A 15,702-nucleotide genomic window follows, 5' to 3' on the forward strand; every position below is an offset into this window, starting at 1 on the left:
GCCATGGACCCCATGGAAAAGATTGCTCGCAGGGTGGAGGCCCTGCGGCGTGATGCCACTGAGCGCGATGAGCGGCACCAGCTTCTCTATGACGCTCGCGCACAGAAAATGGACCGAATAGCGCCCGGCACTATGCCGGACGCGTGGCCCAAGCCGATCGTGGCCAATGCAATCGACCTGGCGGCCCGGCAGCTGGCGGAGAATCTGGCGCCGCTGCCCTCCATCAACTGTGCCAACGGCACCTCCACTTCCGAGGCCGCGAAGCGGCGCGAGTCGAAGCGTACAAAGATCGCGTACAGCTACATCATTGATAGCTGCTTCGAGACGAAGATGCCGACCGGCTGTGATTGGTATCTGAGCTACGGCTCAATGCCGATCGTCGTAGAGCCAGACTTCGAGGCCGGCGCCCCCCGCCTCCGCATTGACAATCCGATGAAGTCGTATCCGCAATTCAATTTGTCGGGCGATGTCATCAGCTACACGAAGGTGTGGCGAGAGCAGGCATGGAAGCTGGCGGCGAAGTTTCCGCAGCACGCCGACACCATCATGGGGCGCGGCGACGCTGGCATGAATGTCAGCTCGGGCGCCATGGCCGAACTGGAAGTTGTCAAGTACTGGGACAAGGATCAGATCGTCCTCTACATGCCGGAGAGAAAGAATCTCGTTCTCTCCATGATGGAGAACTTCTTCGGTAAAGTCCCGGTCGCGATAGCGCAGAAGCCGAGTTGGGATGACCAGGAGCGCGGCCAATACGATGACGTGATCTGGCCCATGCTGGCCAGGAACCGCATGGCGATGCTGGGCTTGCAGGCGACGAACCAGACCGTTCGCGCTCCACTCGCCCTGCCGAGCGACGTGCAGAAGATCAGCTTCGGTGATGACGCCATCATCCGGACCGACAACCCGGACAAGATCCGCCGTGTCGGCACGGATATCCCAACTGCCGCTTGGCAGCAGGAAGCTTTGATTGCCGAGGAAGTCCAGCGGGGCACCAGAACCCCGGCTGCGGCTACTGGTGATATTGACGCCAGTATCATTACCGGCAAGGGCGTGGAGGCCCTTGCCGGTGGCTATGACATCCAGGTGCGAACCGGTCAGTTGATGATCGGTCACGCGCTTTCGCGGGCCCTTGAATTGGCCTTCGAGATGGACGAGAAGTTCTGGCCGGGTGCGCAGAAGGACATCTCCGGCGTCATCAATGGAACGCCCTTCGAGGAGACGTACACGCCCTCGAAGGACATCAAGGGTTCATACCGGGTGAGCGTGAGCTATGGCTTCGCCTCCGGTATGAACCCGAACCAGGCCCTCGTTTTCCTGCTCCAACTCCGGGGTGATCAGCTCGTTCCCCGGGACTTCGTTCAGCGTCAGCTTCCGATGGACGTGGACGTCCAGCAGCTTCAGGCGCAGGTCGATAAGGAGCAGACCACGGACGCCCTGAAGCAGGGCCTCTACGCCATGCTCGCGTCCATTGGCATCATGGCTCAGCAGGGTATGGACCCGACACAGCTTCTCCAGCAGGCGGCGAGCATTATCGAACTTCGGGACAAGCTCCCGATGCATGAGGCGATCCTCAAGGCTCTCGCCCCGAAGGAGCAGCCGCAGGACGCGGCAACGACGGCCGCAGCCGAGGGCGGCACGCTGCCGGGGCAGAGCCCGCTCACGGGCGGTCCACAGAATGTGGCGCCAGGGCAGATGCAGATGGGTGCCGGCGGACAGCCGGACATGATGAGCCTGCTCGCCGGACTAACACAGAGAGGCGCGCCGGATCTTCGCGCCTCCGTTTCTAGGAGGGTTCCGGCATGACATGCCGAAGCTGTGGCCGGGCGCCGGAACGCGGCGTCGAGACCCATTACATAGGTTGCAAGCGAGCGAAGAAGGCTCCCGAGCCGGAATCCCCGGCGACGGAGCCGGGGGCCGAGCAGTGCGCCCGTGAGGGCTGCATGAATCCCCGGCTACTCAGCAAGGGCCCCCGGGCCGCGAAGTATTGCGAAGAGCACAAGACCCGAAAGGGAAAGTAATGGCTGACATGAGCGACGGTTTCCATTCGGCCGCCAGGCCGCAGGAGTCCCTTCAGGGTGACATGGGTCCGATTCACACCCAGATGCCCGCGACTTCGGAGTCGATGACCAACCCCCGCAGCGCGGCGCCTGACAACGTGGATGGGAGCTGGACGGGCTTCCTCGCCCCTCACCCCACCGTCCCGGCGAACTCCAACCCGGTTCACTAATCCGTGACGACGCCAGCAAGCGGCCGGGGCGGCTACCGCCAGCCCGCACAGGGAGCACCTGTCAGCGGGCCGGGCCCGCTTGCCCGGCGTACCGATGGCCCGCAGGGCGGGGGCCAGCCGGTTCGGGTGCCGACCGGCGGGAGCTACGGGGAAGGGGCCGAGCTGCGGGACCTCCAGCAGGCGGCGCCCCTTAGCGCCTCCGAGGGCGGCGGCGCCGGGGCGGGGGTGGACCTCTCGCAGCGCGTTGCGTTCGGTGCACCCAGCACCCAGCCGGGGACCCCGGTTACAGCCGGCGCCGCAGCCGGAGCCGGGCCGGGCCCGGAGGCCCTGGGGCTGACCCAGCAGCCAGACGCGGACATGCAGCAGCTCATTGCTTACCTGCCCGCCCTGGAGCGTATGGCCAACGCGCCCGGGGCCAGCCGGGCGAGCAGGAACCTCGTGCGCTACATCAAGAGCCGCATTCCGCCGGGGAGGGGTTAATGGAGACTTGGTTCGCCGACATGGGTAACTATTTCGCGGCCTACCCGGACGCCCCGGCACTGGCCGTGGATATGGCCCTCCACGGGCCTCCGCAGGGCGGTTACGCCCTGGCGCACGCAATGGTGCGTACCTCGGACGTGATAGACCTCTATCCCCCGGATGGCCCGACCTATGGGTAATTGGTTCGGTGACCTCATTGATGATGCCGGACACGCTATCAGTGAGGTCTATCACTCGACACCCCTCCCGGGGCTGTTTGATATCAACCCGCTAGACAACCGGAGTTCCACTCCGGAGGGCCCCGGGGCGGCTCAGGTGGCGGCTGCCAGGCACACCGTCACCCACGCACTTACGCAAGGCGTTGAGCGCTTCAACCAGGCTTATGAGTACGTCTATGGGAATGCCATCTCGCAGCCCATTTCCACGGCCGTTTTGATGTCTCAGCGTCCTGGAGACATCCTCTCCCCCTCCGAGTGGTCTCGGACCTGGACGGCAGCGAACTACATCTCCCCCGGCCAGGCGGTGATGCTTCCGTATGCCGGAGAGAACGTCGGTGTCCAGCTGCTTGGCGCCAGCCAGACTTTTACCCCTGGCGCCAACATCCTGCTGAATCACCTCCTGGGCGATCCGGATGCCGCCGATAAGGCGGTCGGTTCTTCCCTGGTTCACTATGTACCCCCTGGGATCGAGAACGCGGTTCCCGGCTGGGAGGACATGGGTTTTGACGAGCAGCAGCGCATTCTTGCCGACATGGGGATGCCCGTCGATCCCCGCGGCGGCAACGCGTACATCGCTCAGCTTCGCTCTCGCTCCCTGAACTACCGCCTCCTTAGCGGCGGTTTTGACTTTGCCGTCCGCTGGTATGCGGACCCGATCACCCATGGCCTTCGCGGGGCTGGTGCCGCCCGGAGGGCGATGACCACGGCAGCCCGCCCGTCAGGCGGCTGGACGCAGGGCCAGATCGCCGACCTGATCAACAACAGCCGCACCCAGCAACTCATCAATTTTCTCAACGAGAACCGGGGCAACCCGGCCCTGATCTCCAACACGGACATGGCGATCAGGTCGGGAATGGGTCCCCGCCTCGGCGCTATCAATGAGGTGCTGCGGAATGCGGACGAGGTTCAGGAATTCATTCGCGTAGGCATGGGAGACGTAGCCGCTCAGGAGCGGCTAGCGCAATCCAACGCCTTGGCCAGGCAGCGTCTTGACGCTTATCGCTCTCGGCTCTCCTTGCAGGAGAGCTACCTGGCTCAGACCACCGTTCGCGGTCCTCGCGCCGAGCAAATGCGCGCCCTGGCGATGCAGGAGCGCCAGCGGATTCAGGAGGCCATCAACGCCGATGAGGCGCTGGTGAACCGACACAACCAGATTCTTGAACATGCTGACGAGATAGATCGGCTGTACTACGGCCGAGGACAGTACCGGCGTGCCCGCCGCCGCACGGCGGCTCAGGCGGATTACACGGCTGGCCCAGCTCGGGGCCGCCGCGCCGAGCGTGTAGGCCCCGCCGGCGACGGTACGGGGATTGTCAAAACCCGAATGTGGGGGCTGGGCGACGCCTTCGCGATGCCCGTCACCATGGTGAGGATGGTGAAGAATGCCCACCCACGGGGTTTCATGGAGCTGGACAACGGGAGCGCGTTCAGCGCCGAGAACATTTCAGAACTGCGAGCACAGCTCGCCCGCATACCCGGGCTGAATCCGGCCCAGCGTCAGGAGCGACTGAACCAATATCTCGCTACGCAGTCTGAGGGTGAACGCCTCGCCTTCCTGGAGACCATGGGCGCTGACGCCATGGCCCGGATCGCCCGAAAGCACGGCCTTGACCCCAAGGCCGGTATTGAGATTTGGGAGCGGAACCGGACGACCCGCGAGGGCCTGAGGGCGAACATTGAGCAGCAGTACAGCGCCGCCCGGATGAGCCGGGACGGCCGACCCGCTATCCGCGTTGACGCATTCGAGGGTGACCACGGGGTGACCATTCACCCGAACTCCGTGAGCCGCCTGATCAATAATCACGTCCTGGACGATCTGGCCGAGTTCGACAGGGTGATTCGGCGGAATGCCGGTAGTTTCCAGGCCCTCAGGCGCAGCCTTGGGGCTGGGCAGGACTGGATTACTGCGGCCGGAGATCAGATCAACCAGCTCTGGAAATTCTCTACGCTGTTCCGTATCGGCTTCATCCCTAGGACTTTCGGGGATGAGATCGGCTCACAAATGGCCGCCCTTGGCGCGGCCACCATGCTGATGCGGGCCGGATACGGCGTGAACAACTTGGTCACCAACCTCGTGCACCGGACCACGAGGGGCATGGACCATGCGGTTCGACTGACGAGCCAGCAGGCTGTTGACTATGCGGAGGGATATCTCCGCGAGATCACTCCTCAGATCAGGCGCCTGAGGGGCGCTCAGGCTGCCCAGACCGCCGGGGCGGAACGGTCGCTCGCCCGGGCGACGCGACTGCGGGACGCGGCCCGTGAGCGCCTGGAGGCGCTGCCTGCGGATGCGCCCGAGGCGCGTCGAGCTGCACACGCGACCTTTCTGGAGCGCCGGGAGGCGCAGCTTCGCGCTGCCCAGGCGCGCACCTCCGTCCCCGCCCCCTACAGGGCGGACCGCCTGGAGGAGCTGGAGGCCATGGCAGCCGAGCTGACGGCGCGCCGTGACGAGGCCCTGGCCCGTATAGCTGCCGTAGAGCAGCGCCAGCAGCGCGCTTTTCAGGGCAGCAGACCGGTAACCATTGGGGGGCAGCAGTTCCCTGCCGCGCTCGCCGGCTCACAGCGGGCCGAGTATTACGCCAAAATCACGTCCGGCACCGAGGCGTACGACCAGCTCCTGGCGACCAACCGGCAGTTGATTCACAACAATTTGCTGCGGTCTTTCGATAACGGCGGGCGGCCGATCGACGCCGTTGCCGACGAGGGCCGCCACGCCACCGCGTGGGCCAGGGCCATCAATGCCCAGCTTGCAGGAGATGACCTGTTTCGGCGGATGATCGCCGGGGCGACGGACGATGAGGCGATTCGCTGGCTTCGTAGCGCCCCTGAGGGGCGCGCCTACTGGAAGCGCCTGGGCGTGGAGTCCATGTCCACACCCAGCGATTTGGTTGCCCGTGCGCGGGCTGAGATTGACGACTATCTCCCCCTCCCGGAGATTCGTCAGCAGGCGCTCACCCCGGAGGGGGTGACGCCCGAATTCCTCAGAGAGGCCGTGCCCGTCACGGCACGGCCTCAGGTCCATGAGGGCCTGATTGGCACTCGCGGAATTGATCAGATGCGGGGTGTCAACCGCATCATGAGGAACTGGTATCACTTCGCCAGCTCCCTGCCCGCCCGGACCTTTTCCCGGCACCCGCTCTTCAACCAGCTTTATGAGGGCCACCTGAAGACTGTGGTATCTCAGCGCACCGCACAGGGCGCCGTTCCGCGCACTGTCGAAGAGGTCGAGCGGGCGGCGGAGGTCGCTCGACGGCTTGCGCATAGGGATATGAAGAAGCTGGTCTTCGACATCTCCCACAGGTCGGACGCTGCTGCGGCCCTGCGTTTCATATCGCCGTTCTTCTCGGCAACGACCGAGAGTTTCCAGCGCTGGGGCAGGCTCATCGCTGACAAGCCGGAGATCCTGGGCTACGCCCAAAAATTCTTCAACGCGCCGGCCTACATCGGCCACCTTCAGACCTCTGAGGGTTATGCAATTTTCCCGGACGGGACGTACATCGATCCCGTCACCGGACAGCGGAAACTTGCGCCGAAGGATGATCGCTGGATTGTCGGCCGAATGCCTGAGTGGCTGATTGACACTCCCCTTGGCACTGCCCTCGGAGTTGAGCGCAGCAGCGGCAACTTCTCGCTGAGCCAGAACTCAATCAACCTTGTCACGCAGGGAGATCCCTGGTTCAATCCGGGCTTCGGGCCCATTGTGCAGATCCCGGTTGGTGAGTACGTCAAGGACAAGCCGACTCAAGCCGAACTGGCACAGCACCTTGGCATCCTCCCCTTCGGGGCCCCCAGCGGTGGCAGCATCGTTGAGCGGGCGGCGCAGTCGGCCGCCCCCTCCACCATCCGGAATTTCCTCACCGCGTTCGATACCAGCGATTACCGGTATCAACAGGTCAAGATGCAGATCACCCAGCGGGCCATCTTCCTGCACGAGACGCAGGGCATCCCGATGCCCAGTGCCCAGGAGATCGCAGACCAGACCCGCGAGTATTGGTTCTTCCGGGCTGCCAGTTCATTCATTCAGCCTGCTGCCACGCAGCAGCGCGACGCCTTCGAGTTCTATCGCCAGCAGTACCGCAACCTCCAGCGGGAAAACCCGGAGACCGCCGACGTAGAATTCCTGGACCGCTTCGGCGATGACTACTTCATCTTCGCTCAGAGCATGAGCAAGAACGAGGCCGGCATCCAGGCGACGAACGAGGCGTACCGCCTCAGTCAGCAGTATGAGGATGTGCTCCAGGAGTTCCCCGAGCTGGGCTCCCTCATCATCGGCCCGGAGGGCAAGGGACCTTTCTCGCCGGCCGTCTACACCTACCAACTGAATCACCCGCTAGAGCCGGGTGATCCGGAGGCGCAGAGGCGCCGTCTCTCGGCGCGGGAAATGCTGGAGGAGAACAATAGGCGCCGGGGCTGGGCCCAGTACACGAGTATTGTGAACGGGCTTAACGCTCAAGCGGTTCAGCGTGGTCTCAATAGCATTCACGACGCCGGCGCCGAGGACCTGGAGGAACGACGCCAGAAGCTCGTGTACCTGCTCGGTTCGCCTCAAGTGGATTTCGGGAATGGGCTCGTGGACAACCCGTACTACAACGAGCAGTGGAGTACGGATTGGTACTCTTTCGACGCCATGAAGTACGACCGCCTGATTCCTCAGCTTGACCGGGTGTCCAGAGAGGTCCTGGAGCGCGACCCCGGCCGCTCGGATATGCAGGCTTTGCGAGTGTACCTGCAAGGTCGCCAGACGATTCAAGAAGAGCTTTCAGCTCGGGAATTTACTACTCTTGGGGCTCAAGCCAATAGAGATCTCCGGGCCCGGTGGGGCTCCTTCGTGGGGCAGCTCACGGAGGCCAGCACCGATTTCGGCGACTTGTGGTCTCGCTACCTGTCTCGGGATTTGGGTGTGGACGTGACCGAAGAGGACGCCTACCGGGCGACACAGGCACAAGAGGAGGCGGCCTGATGGCGTTGCGCGGCGAATCTGGAGGCAATGACGAGCCAGGCGGTATTGGGAGCGCGCTGGACAGTGTTCAGTTGCCCTCGGCGGGGCAAGCGGGGGAAGCGCAGAGCCAGTACCCGGGCCTTGTCTACCTCGGGATGACTCCCGGTGTTCAGCAGTCGGAGAATCGCCGCAGGGAACTGATCTCCCAGGGAATCCCCCCGGCGCGGGGGAACGTGGGGCGTGTCCCTCGCTATGTCTCCGGCGAGGAGGCCCTTCAGGAGTACTACAACTGGGCCCCCCGAAGGCGAGAGGATTTCATCGCTCAGGCCAAGGTCGCCGGCCTCATCCCTAGCGAGGGTGGGGAGATAGAGGGTGCCCGCCTCTGGCGGACGCTGGTCGAGGAGGCTAGCTATTACAACCCGTACGGGACCACTGAGCGCAAGCGTGTCTCCCCCTGGGACATCCTGACCTCTTATGTTCGCCAGTCCGGAACCTCCGCTTCCGGCTGGCGCAGGGACCCGAGCAACCCGAACTTTGAGGTCAACATGGTGACCGGCGAACGCCGGTACGTTGGGCCGAGATTCACCACGCAAACTGACACGGCAATCAATTACACGGACCCGGCAACGGCGAAGGCCATCGCCACCGCTGTGTTCCAGCAGATGATGGGCCGGGACCCCGGGGAGGGTGAGCTTGACGCCTGGGCAAATGCCTTGCACGAGGCGGAGTCGCAGGCTCCCGTTACCCGGACTACCACGTCTGAGCATGACCCGGTGACGGGCGAGATCATCGGCACCAGCTCCACCAGCTCCGGCGGCCTCGACGCCGCCGGGCGGCAGTACATCGCCGAGGAGCGTGTCAAGGACACGCAGGAGTACGCGGACGTGCAGGCGGCGACGACCTACGCCAACGCCTTCGAGTCGGCAGTATTCGGCAGCCCGAACCTGGGGGCGTAATGGCTGTCAACGGAGATGATGTAGTCAAGGTGGCTCGTACCGCGCTGGGCGTGAAATACGTCTGGGGCGGCAATAGCCTCACGAGCGGAATTGACTGCTCCGGTCTCGTGCAGCAGACCTATGCCCGGCTGGGAATCAACCTTCCCCGGGTCACTTATGAGCAGATCAATGTTGGAGCAAGCGTCTCGATTGGCAAGCTCCAGGCCGGCGATCTGGTCTTTTTCGACACGGACAAGAGCACCAGGGGTCCTGACCACGTAGGCATTTACATTGGTGGCGGGAAATTCATTCACGCCCCCCGAACGGGGGATGTAGTCAAGATTTCCAGCCTCGGGGATTCCTACTACGCAAACCGCTTCATGGCAGGACGCCGGATTTCCGGCGTAGCTGCTGGCACGGGCCGGGCCGCTGGCACTACTTCCGTTCAGCAGACGCACGAGCAGCGTGCGACCGCTGTCGAGCTGGCGGAGCGCTACGGCATGTCGTATGCCTTCTTTGATTCTCAGCCCGAGCTGAAGGTCCTCCTGAAGAAGGCGACGAAGGACCAGTGGACACCCACTCGCTTTCAGGGCGAGCTGAAGAACACCAAGTGGTGGCGACAGAATTCGGAGAGCGCCCGGGAGGCGCAGGTTCTCGCACGGACGGACCCGGCTACTTACAACGCCCAGATCTCCGCCCAGAGGGCGGCCATTCAGCAGATAGCCGTGCAGATGGGGGCTATTCTCTCTGACAAAGTTCTCGACAAGGCGGCTCGGGATAGCGTCACCTTCAAATGGAATGACGCGATGATCCAGAATTTCCTTGGCCGGTACGTGGACTTCCAGGAGAACCGCACCCTCGGCGGCCAGGCAGGCTCGGCCGCCCAGCAGATAACCAACCTGGCCTACAACCTGGGAATCCAGGTCAGCGACCAGACGGTCAAGAACTACGCGCAATACGTCGTGCGCGGTGTGGCCACCATGGATGAGGTGCAATCCCAGCTAAGGGCTCAGGCTGCCGGAACCTATCCCGGATTCGAGGAACAGATCATGGGCGGCGATTCCATCCGGGATATCGCCCAGCCCTACATTCAGGCTGCCGCCAGCGAATTGGATATGGCGGATACGGACCTGGACGTGTTCACGCCCCTGATCCGCAATGCGATGAATCGCCAGGACAGGCAAGGGAATCCGGCCCCGATGACGCTCTCCGATTTTCAGCGGAGCCTTCGGGATGACCCCCGCTGGGGTCAGACGGACACCGTCCGGGACAACGCCCTGTCCGTCGGCCGACAGGTACTCCAGGCAATGGGGTTGGTGGGGAATGGCTAACGTTTCGGAAAAGGCGGAATCCTTTGGGTTGAGCCTCCGGCTCATCAACTCCAACAAGGAGCTTAAGAACCTCTTCAACAAGGCCGTAAAGGGCTCCTGGAGCGCCGAGCGCTTCCAGGCCAGCCTAAAGAACACCAAGTGGTGGAGAAGTCAGAGCCAGACGCTCCGGGAGTACGTGACTCTCCGGTACACGGACCCTGGGACTTGGAAGCAGGATCGCAGCAATGCCGCTGCGGAAATCAAGGCCATGGCCACGAGGGTGGGAATCAACACCATCAGCAGTGGCCTCCTTGAGGATGCGGTCTACAACAGGCTCGCCCTCGGCTGGAGCGACGCCCGCCTTCAGAACTGGCTTGGCGGGCGAATCCAATTCGCCAAAGGCTACGCCTACGGAGACGCCGCGGAGGTCTGGGATAACCTTCATGACCTCGCCTATCAGATGGGTATGCAGTACTCGGATACCTGGTACCGCAATGCCACCCGGAAGATTCAGGCTGGCACTTCGACTCTTGCGGAGCATGAGGCGTACATCCGCAAGCAGTCGGCCGCGAAGTTCAAGAATTTCGGCCAGCAAATCCGAGCCGGCATGTCCGTTCAGGACCTCGCGGCCCCGTACATCCAATCGGTCTCGCGAATCCTGGAGATCCCCGAGACGGACATAGACGTGTTCACCAACAAGTACGTCTACAACGCGATGCAGGGCGGTCACGCCGGGCAGAATTTCCCGCTGTGGGATTTCGAGCGGATTGTTAGATCCGATCCGCTCTGGCGCAAGACGAACAATGCCAGGGAGAGCATGATGACGACCGCCAGGGGCGTCCTGAAGGACTTCGGATTGGCCTACTGAGATGACGACTCCAGCGCAGTACATCCCGCCTCAGTTTCAGAACACCATCCCCATCTCCAACGGCTCTTCTACCAACTGGGGCGCGAAACTCCAGGGTGAGCAGCGGGACGCCTACAGCGCCCTCACGGCGCTGTTCAACAGCTACGGCCTGGGCTCCCTCGCGGGGAAGATTTACGACTACCTGAAGGAGGGGTACGGGGCCGACACCATCGCCCTGCTCCTCCAGGACACTCCGGAGTACAAGCAGCGTTTCGCAGCCAACGAGGCGCGCCGAAAGGCGGGACTCCCGGTGCTGTCTCCTGCTGAGTACCTGGCCGCTGAATCCAGCTATCGACAGATCCTCCAGGATGCAGGGCTGCCCAAGGGCTTTTATGACAACCCCGCCGATTTCCAGGGCTGGATTGCCGGGGATGTAAGCCCGACCGAAGTCAAGACCCGCGTAGACCTGGAGGTTCAGGCCGTCAGCCAGGCCAACCCCGAGTTCAAGCGGGCCCTCCGCCAGCTCTACGGCGTGGACGAAGCCGGCATCGTGGCCTATTTCCTGGATCAGTCCCGGGCTGTGCCAATTCTTCAGAAGCAGGCGGCAGCCGCCCAGATCGCCTCTGCGGCTTTGCGGCTGGGCATTAGCCAGGTCGGCCGGACCGACGCCGAGTATCTGGCCACGATGGGCGTGACCGGAGATCAGGCCATTGAGGGTTTTGGGAAAATCTCGGAGTCCTTCAATCCGCTCAGGGCGATCGCCGAGCGTTTCGGCACGAGCTGGGACCTGGAGGACGCGGAGGAGGAGGTGTTCGTGCCCGGCGCCCCGGGGGCGCGCCGAGGGCGAATGCTGCGCTCTCAGGAGCGGGCCCTCTTCGCCGGCTCGTCCGGGAGTGCCGCCCGCGGCGGCTTGGCCGCATCTGCCCGGCAGACATGAGGAGCCGGGAGGGGCGTTCCACTACACCGTGCCCCTCCCGGCACGCCCGCAGGTGCGGGCACAAAGCGAACTGCTGCTCGCTTGAAACAACCCACGCGGGGTCACCTCCGCTTTCGCGGAGAGGTTGGCCTCTGGCCAGGTGCGCGCCGCGCTCCCACCTCGGACCACCCCCGCTCTCGCGGGGAATTGTCGTGACCTGTGCAGCCAGGCCGCTAGTTGTTCCCTAACAGCATCGACGTTGCGATCCTCACCGGCCACGCCGGTGCAACGCCTCCTTTCTATACCTCCTGAGGGGGCAATCGCAACGCGAACTGGTACACGATTAGTCTTTTCCGTATTGCGGAAGTATTCTTCCATTGAGCGGATCGACCGGCCCCGCTTGATTAGGAGTCCGGTAGCGGAGCGCGAACCCTTCCCCGGGGGGCGAGCAGGCCGCGAAAGGGATACGGGAGACAAGCGCAATGACTGACGGATACGGCTTCAACGACTACTCCGACGCTGGAGAGCCTGACCCGACAACCGGCCCCAAGTGGTTCCGGGACTACATGGACAAGGTCTCTGAACAGCTCAAGGATATTAAGGCGGAGAACGATCGCCTCAAGACGCAACAGCGTCAGCAGGCCGTAGCCGAACAGCTCAGGGCGCAGGGCTATAACCCGGCAGGCGCGAGCCTTTTCACGGGTGAGCCCGAGCAGTTGAACACGTGGCTGGAGGCGCACGGAGACGCCCTCGCGCGGCTTCCTGAGTCGCCCAACGAGGGCGCCCAGGAAGAGGCGCCGCAGGCGCCCTCAGGGCCTCCTCAGTCCACCGTGCCGACTGCTCTCCAGGAGCAGATGGCGGCCATGGCAGAGGCCGGCACGTCCGGCACCGCTGCCCCTCAGGGCGCTGAGGCTGAGTTGGTGAACCAGCTCAAGAACGCCAGTCCCGAGGAGTTCGCCCGCATCATGCAGGCGAACGGAAGCCCCTTCTCCTGGTGATCCCTACTGGACTCCAGCACTAAGGCAAGATCATGGCGAATGCCTATACAGATACGACCGCGCTGAGCAATGCCGTCAAGGCGGCGTATGACAAGCTCTTCGAGTTCAATCTTCGGTCTCAGCCGCTTTTCCGGGCCCTTGCCGACAAGCGCCCGGCGCAGCAGACCAACCCTGGCAGCTCCGTTACGTTCGAGCTGTACAACGATCTCGATGAGCAGACCGCGACTCTGACCGAGACGACCGATCCTGATGCTATCGCGGTCGGGAATACGAACACCGTCACCCTGACTCTGAATGAATACGGTGCTGCGGTGCTCCGGACTCGGAGGCTGCGTCTCTTCGCGCTCTCCGACGTGGACCCGGCTATCGCGAACATGATCGCCTACAACGCGGCCACCAGTGTTGATACCGTGGTTCAGACCGAGCTTCGCGGCGGCTCCCGCCTCATTCAGAAGATGGCTGGGGATGTCACCTACGTGACCAACGCCTCCGCCTCTACGGCGGCTACCACCATGGCGGCCACCGATGCATTCGACTCCAGCATTGCCCGGCTGGCCACGGCGAAGCTCCGCACTTCTCTGGCGGTGCCGAAGCGGGGCAATCTCTACGGCGCCTACATCCATCCCGAGGTTAGCCACGACCTGAGGGCTGAGAGCGGTGCGGGCGGCTGGCGCCTCCCGCACGAGTACTCGGCTGTTGGCAATATTTGGGCTGGCGAGATCGGCACCTATGAGGGTGCTTTCTTCGTCGAGTCCCCTCGGTGCTACAACGCGGTCGATGCCGGTACCGGCGACAACACCGTTCGGCGTTTCCGCACCTACTACTGCGGCCAGCAGGCCCTTGCCGAGGCCGTGGCGGAGGAATTCCACATCGTGGCCGGTCCCATTGTGGACAAGCTGGCGCGTTTCCGGCCGCTGGGGTGGTACGGCGTGGCTGGCTGGAAGCGGTACCGCGAAGAGGCTCTTCTCCGAGTCGAGACTACTTCCTCGATTGACTCAGAGTAATAGCCGTGCAGTGGACCTGGACGCCCCCCAGGGTAGATGAAGGGCCGGTGACCTGGAATTCACCGCTCTTTATCAGATACAAGCTGAGCAGGGGTGTCACGGTCCTGGAGGGACCTCCCGGAGTTTTCCGGGAGGTCCGCTTCCCCACTCAGGATGAGCTGCGGGAAGCAGTCGCCTATTGGGTTGGCGGCTATCAGTACGACGTTGACGACACCAAGAGGGCCCAACTCATTGCGGCCGGCGTCGCCACTGAAGACCAGTTCCTTATCCCGTCCGGCGCGTACGGCGGCGGCGGATATGGTGACGGACCCTACGGAGAATGAATGGTCACGCTACCCTCCCGAGGGTCCACCGATTGGGATGTGACGCTCAATAAGGCGCTCACAGACCTGGATGGCTGGGACACCGAGCACATCAATGGGACCGATCCCCACGGGGATCGCCAGTGGGCGGACAACCGCTTTGCCCGGCAGCCTGCTTCGGCTGCCGACTTCCTTGCCCAGAATCAGTTCTGGATTGCGCACAGGGGCAGTGGCGGGGAATTCCCTGAGCACACCATGACGGCCTACTCCGGCGCTACCGGCGCCGGGGCCGCGGCCATCGAGGTCTCCGTGCAGACCACCGCGGATGGCGTGCCTGTCTGCATGCACGACTCCACCCTGGACCGCACCACCAACGGCACTGGCGATGTCGGCACGATGACCTACGCCGAGTTGCGCGAGACAGTTCAGGTGGACATCGGGTCCACCCTTCTCGGTCCGGGCTGGAGTAGCCAGCCCATCCCTACCCTCCGGGAAGTCCTTGACCGTTTCTGGGGGAAGGTCGTCATCTTCCTGGAGGCGAAGTCGAACGCCTCCATTCCCCTGGTCCAGGACCTCATCACGCAGCAGTACCCCAGCTCGAACCGCTCGGTGATCTGGAAGGGTTACTACACCAACAACAGCTTCCAGTGGGCGAAAAATAACGGGTTCACCACGTGGGGTTATGTGGACGCTGACACCACTGACGAACAGATGAATGCGGTCGATCAGTACATCGACATGTGGGGTGTTCCCCACTCGATGACTGACGCCCGTATCGCGGATGTGGTGGCGAGGGGAAAGCCGGTTATCTGCTGGGAAGTCCACCGTCACGTGGACGTGACTCGGCTTACCGATCTCGGTGTCCGCGGCTTTATGGCCGCTCAGTGGATCTACCTGAATCAGGGCCTTGGCCTCAAGGTCGCTCCCACTGTCGGCAAGATCTGCCAGCCGGGCACGCTCGGCGTGGCCCGTTATGACCCCGCATTCGCCCCGAGGTTCGGCACGGATAACGACATCTACATTCCGCAGCAGCCGAACCAGAGCATCCTAATGGGCGGCCACAGGGCGCCCGACGCCGGCACGTACACGATCTCCTGGTCGATGAAGTGGCCGACCCTTCCGGGCGGCACTCTCCATTCCGGCATCGCGTTCTGTCGTAGCCAGGATGACGTGTACCAGTTCAACAGCACCAATGACGCCTACGGCACGTATGCGTCGCCTGGCGGCTATCACTGCCTGGTCCGCAATGCTGGCGATATCCAGATCTATAGCCACACCAAGGGCGTCACCACGGGCACACAACTTGGAACCCTCGCCACGGAGGCGCCCGTGGCGGACACCTGGATGACCTTCGAGACCGTGGTTTCTCCCACGGGGATCACCTTCCGGCGTACCGACACGGTGACGCCGTACACGCTGACGGTCAACACGACCACCTATCGGGGCCGTTACTGGCACCTGTCCACGGGCTCCGTTTCCACCGCGGGCTCCAGCCCGCATTTCCGAGTTACAGGAGTGGCGTAGCC

The 15,702-nt window shown here is 63.4% G+C and carries 10 protein-coding genes; all 10 read left to right on the forward strand.

What is annotated here, in order from left to right:
- Positions 1–3: 3 nt before the first annotated feature.
- The 10 genes from D7294_RS30370 to D7294_RS30430 all read left to right on the forward strand — a co-directional run bounded on the left by D7294_RS30370 (position 4) and on the right by D7294_RS30430 (position 15,700).
- On the forward strand, positions 4–1,803 hold the full coding sequence (locus tag D7294_RS30370) for a hypothetical protein (RefSeq protein ID WP_120685039.1): 1,800 nt from the start codon (positions 4–6) through the stop codon (positions 1,801–1,803).
- 1,075 nt (positions 1,804–2,878) lie between these two features.
- The gene (locus tag D7294_RS30390) at positions 2,879–7,885 is read left to right on the forward strand and encodes a hypothetical protein (RefSeq protein ID WP_147450949.1); all 5,007 of its coding nucleotides are present in this window, start codon (positions 2,879–2,881) and stop codon (positions 7,883–7,885) included.
- Positions 7,885–8,820 (forward strand): hypothetical protein, encoded by a 936-nt coding sequence (locus D7294_RS30395; protein WP_120685044.1) that lies wholly within the window; start codon positions 7,885–7,887, stop codon positions 8,818–8,820. The genes D7294_RS30390 and D7294_RS30395 overlap by 1 nt, the downstream gene beginning before the upstream one ends.
- Positions 8,820–10,130 (forward strand): C40 family peptidase, encoded by a 1,311-nt coding sequence (locus tag D7294_RS30400; RefSeq protein WP_120685045.1) that lies wholly within the window; start codon positions 8,820–8,822, stop codon positions 10,128–10,130. Before D7294_RS30395 ends, D7294_RS30400 begins: the two co-directional genes overlap by 1 nt.
- Entirely contained in the window at positions 10,123–10,977 is an 855-nt protein-coding gene (locus tag D7294_RS30405) for a hypothetical protein (RefSeq protein WP_147450950.1), read from the forward strand. Before D7294_RS30400 ends, D7294_RS30405 begins: the two co-directional genes overlap by 8 nt.
- Position 10,978: 1 nt before the next feature.
- Positions 10,979–11,893 (forward strand): hypothetical protein, encoded by a 915-nt coding sequence (locus D7294_RS30410; RefSeq protein WP_120685047.1) that lies wholly within the window; start codon positions 10,979–10,981, stop codon positions 11,891–11,893.
- Between the two features lie 461 nt (positions 11,894–12,354).
- Positions 12,355–12,870 (forward strand): hypothetical protein, encoded by a 516-nt coding sequence (locus D7294_RS30415; RefSeq protein ID WP_120685048.1) that lies wholly within the window; start codon positions 12,355–12,357, stop codon positions 12,868–12,870.
- A 32-nt stretch (positions 12,871–12,902) separates the two neighbouring features.
- Positions 12,903–13,874: a N4-gp56 family major capsid protein gene (locus D7294_RS30420; RefSeq protein WP_120685049.1), complete on the forward strand. Its 972-nt coding sequence runs from the start codon at positions 12,903–12,905 to the stop codon at positions 13,872–13,874.
- Between the two features lie 5 nt (positions 13,875–13,879).
- A complete protein-coding gene (locus D7294_RS30425; RefSeq protein ID WP_147450951.1) occupies positions 13,880–14,197 on the forward strand; it encodes a hypothetical protein in 318 nt (105 codons plus the stop codon).
- The gene (locus tag D7294_RS30430; protein ID WP_120685051.1) at positions 14,198–15,700 is read left to right on the forward strand and encodes a glycerophosphodiester phosphodiesterase; all 1,503 of its coding nucleotides are present in this window, start codon (positions 14,198–14,200) and stop codon (positions 15,698–15,700) included.
- The last annotated feature ends 2 nt before the right edge of the window (positions 15,701–15,702 follow it).

Source organism: Streptomyces hoynatensis (assembly GCF_003626535.1).
GTDB lineage: Bacteria > Actinomycetota > Actinomycetes > Streptomycetales > Streptomycetaceae > Streptomyces > Streptomyces hoynatensis.

Coding starts and splice junctions, on each gene's coding strand:
- D7294_RS30430 (WP_120685051.1), top strand. CDS start 14,198: ATGGTCACGCTACCCTCCCGAGGGTCCACCGATTGGGATGTGACGCTC.
- D7294_RS30420 (WP_120685049.1), top strand. CDS start 12,903: ATGGCGAATGCCTATACAGATACGACCGCGCTGAGCAATGCCGTCAAG.
- D7294_RS30415 (WP_120685048.1), top strand. CDS start 12,355: ATGACTGACGGATACGGCTTCAACGACTACTCCGACGCTGGAGAGCCT.
- D7294_RS30400 (WP_120685045.1), top strand. CDS start 8,820: ATGGCTGTCAACGGAGATGATGTAGTCAAGGTGGCTCGTACCGCGCTG.
- D7294_RS30370 (WP_120685039.1), top strand. CDS start 4: ATGGACCCCATGGAAAAGATTGCTCGCAGGGTGGAGGCCCTGCGGCGT.
- D7294_RS30405 (WP_147450950.1), top strand. CDS start 10,123: ATGGCTAACGTTTCGGAAAAGGCGGAATCCTTTGGGTTGAGCCTCCGG.
- D7294_RS30390 (WP_147450949.1), top strand. CDS start 2,879: ATGGGTAATTGGTTCGGTGACCTCATTGATGATGCCGGACACGCTATC.
- D7294_RS30410 (WP_120685047.1), top strand. CDS start 10,979: ATGACGACTCCAGCGCAGTACATCCCGCCTCAGTTTCAGAACACCATC.
- D7294_RS30395 (WP_120685044.1), top strand. CDS start 7,885: ATGGCGTTGCGCGGCGAATCTGGAGGCAATGACGAGCCAGGCGGTATT.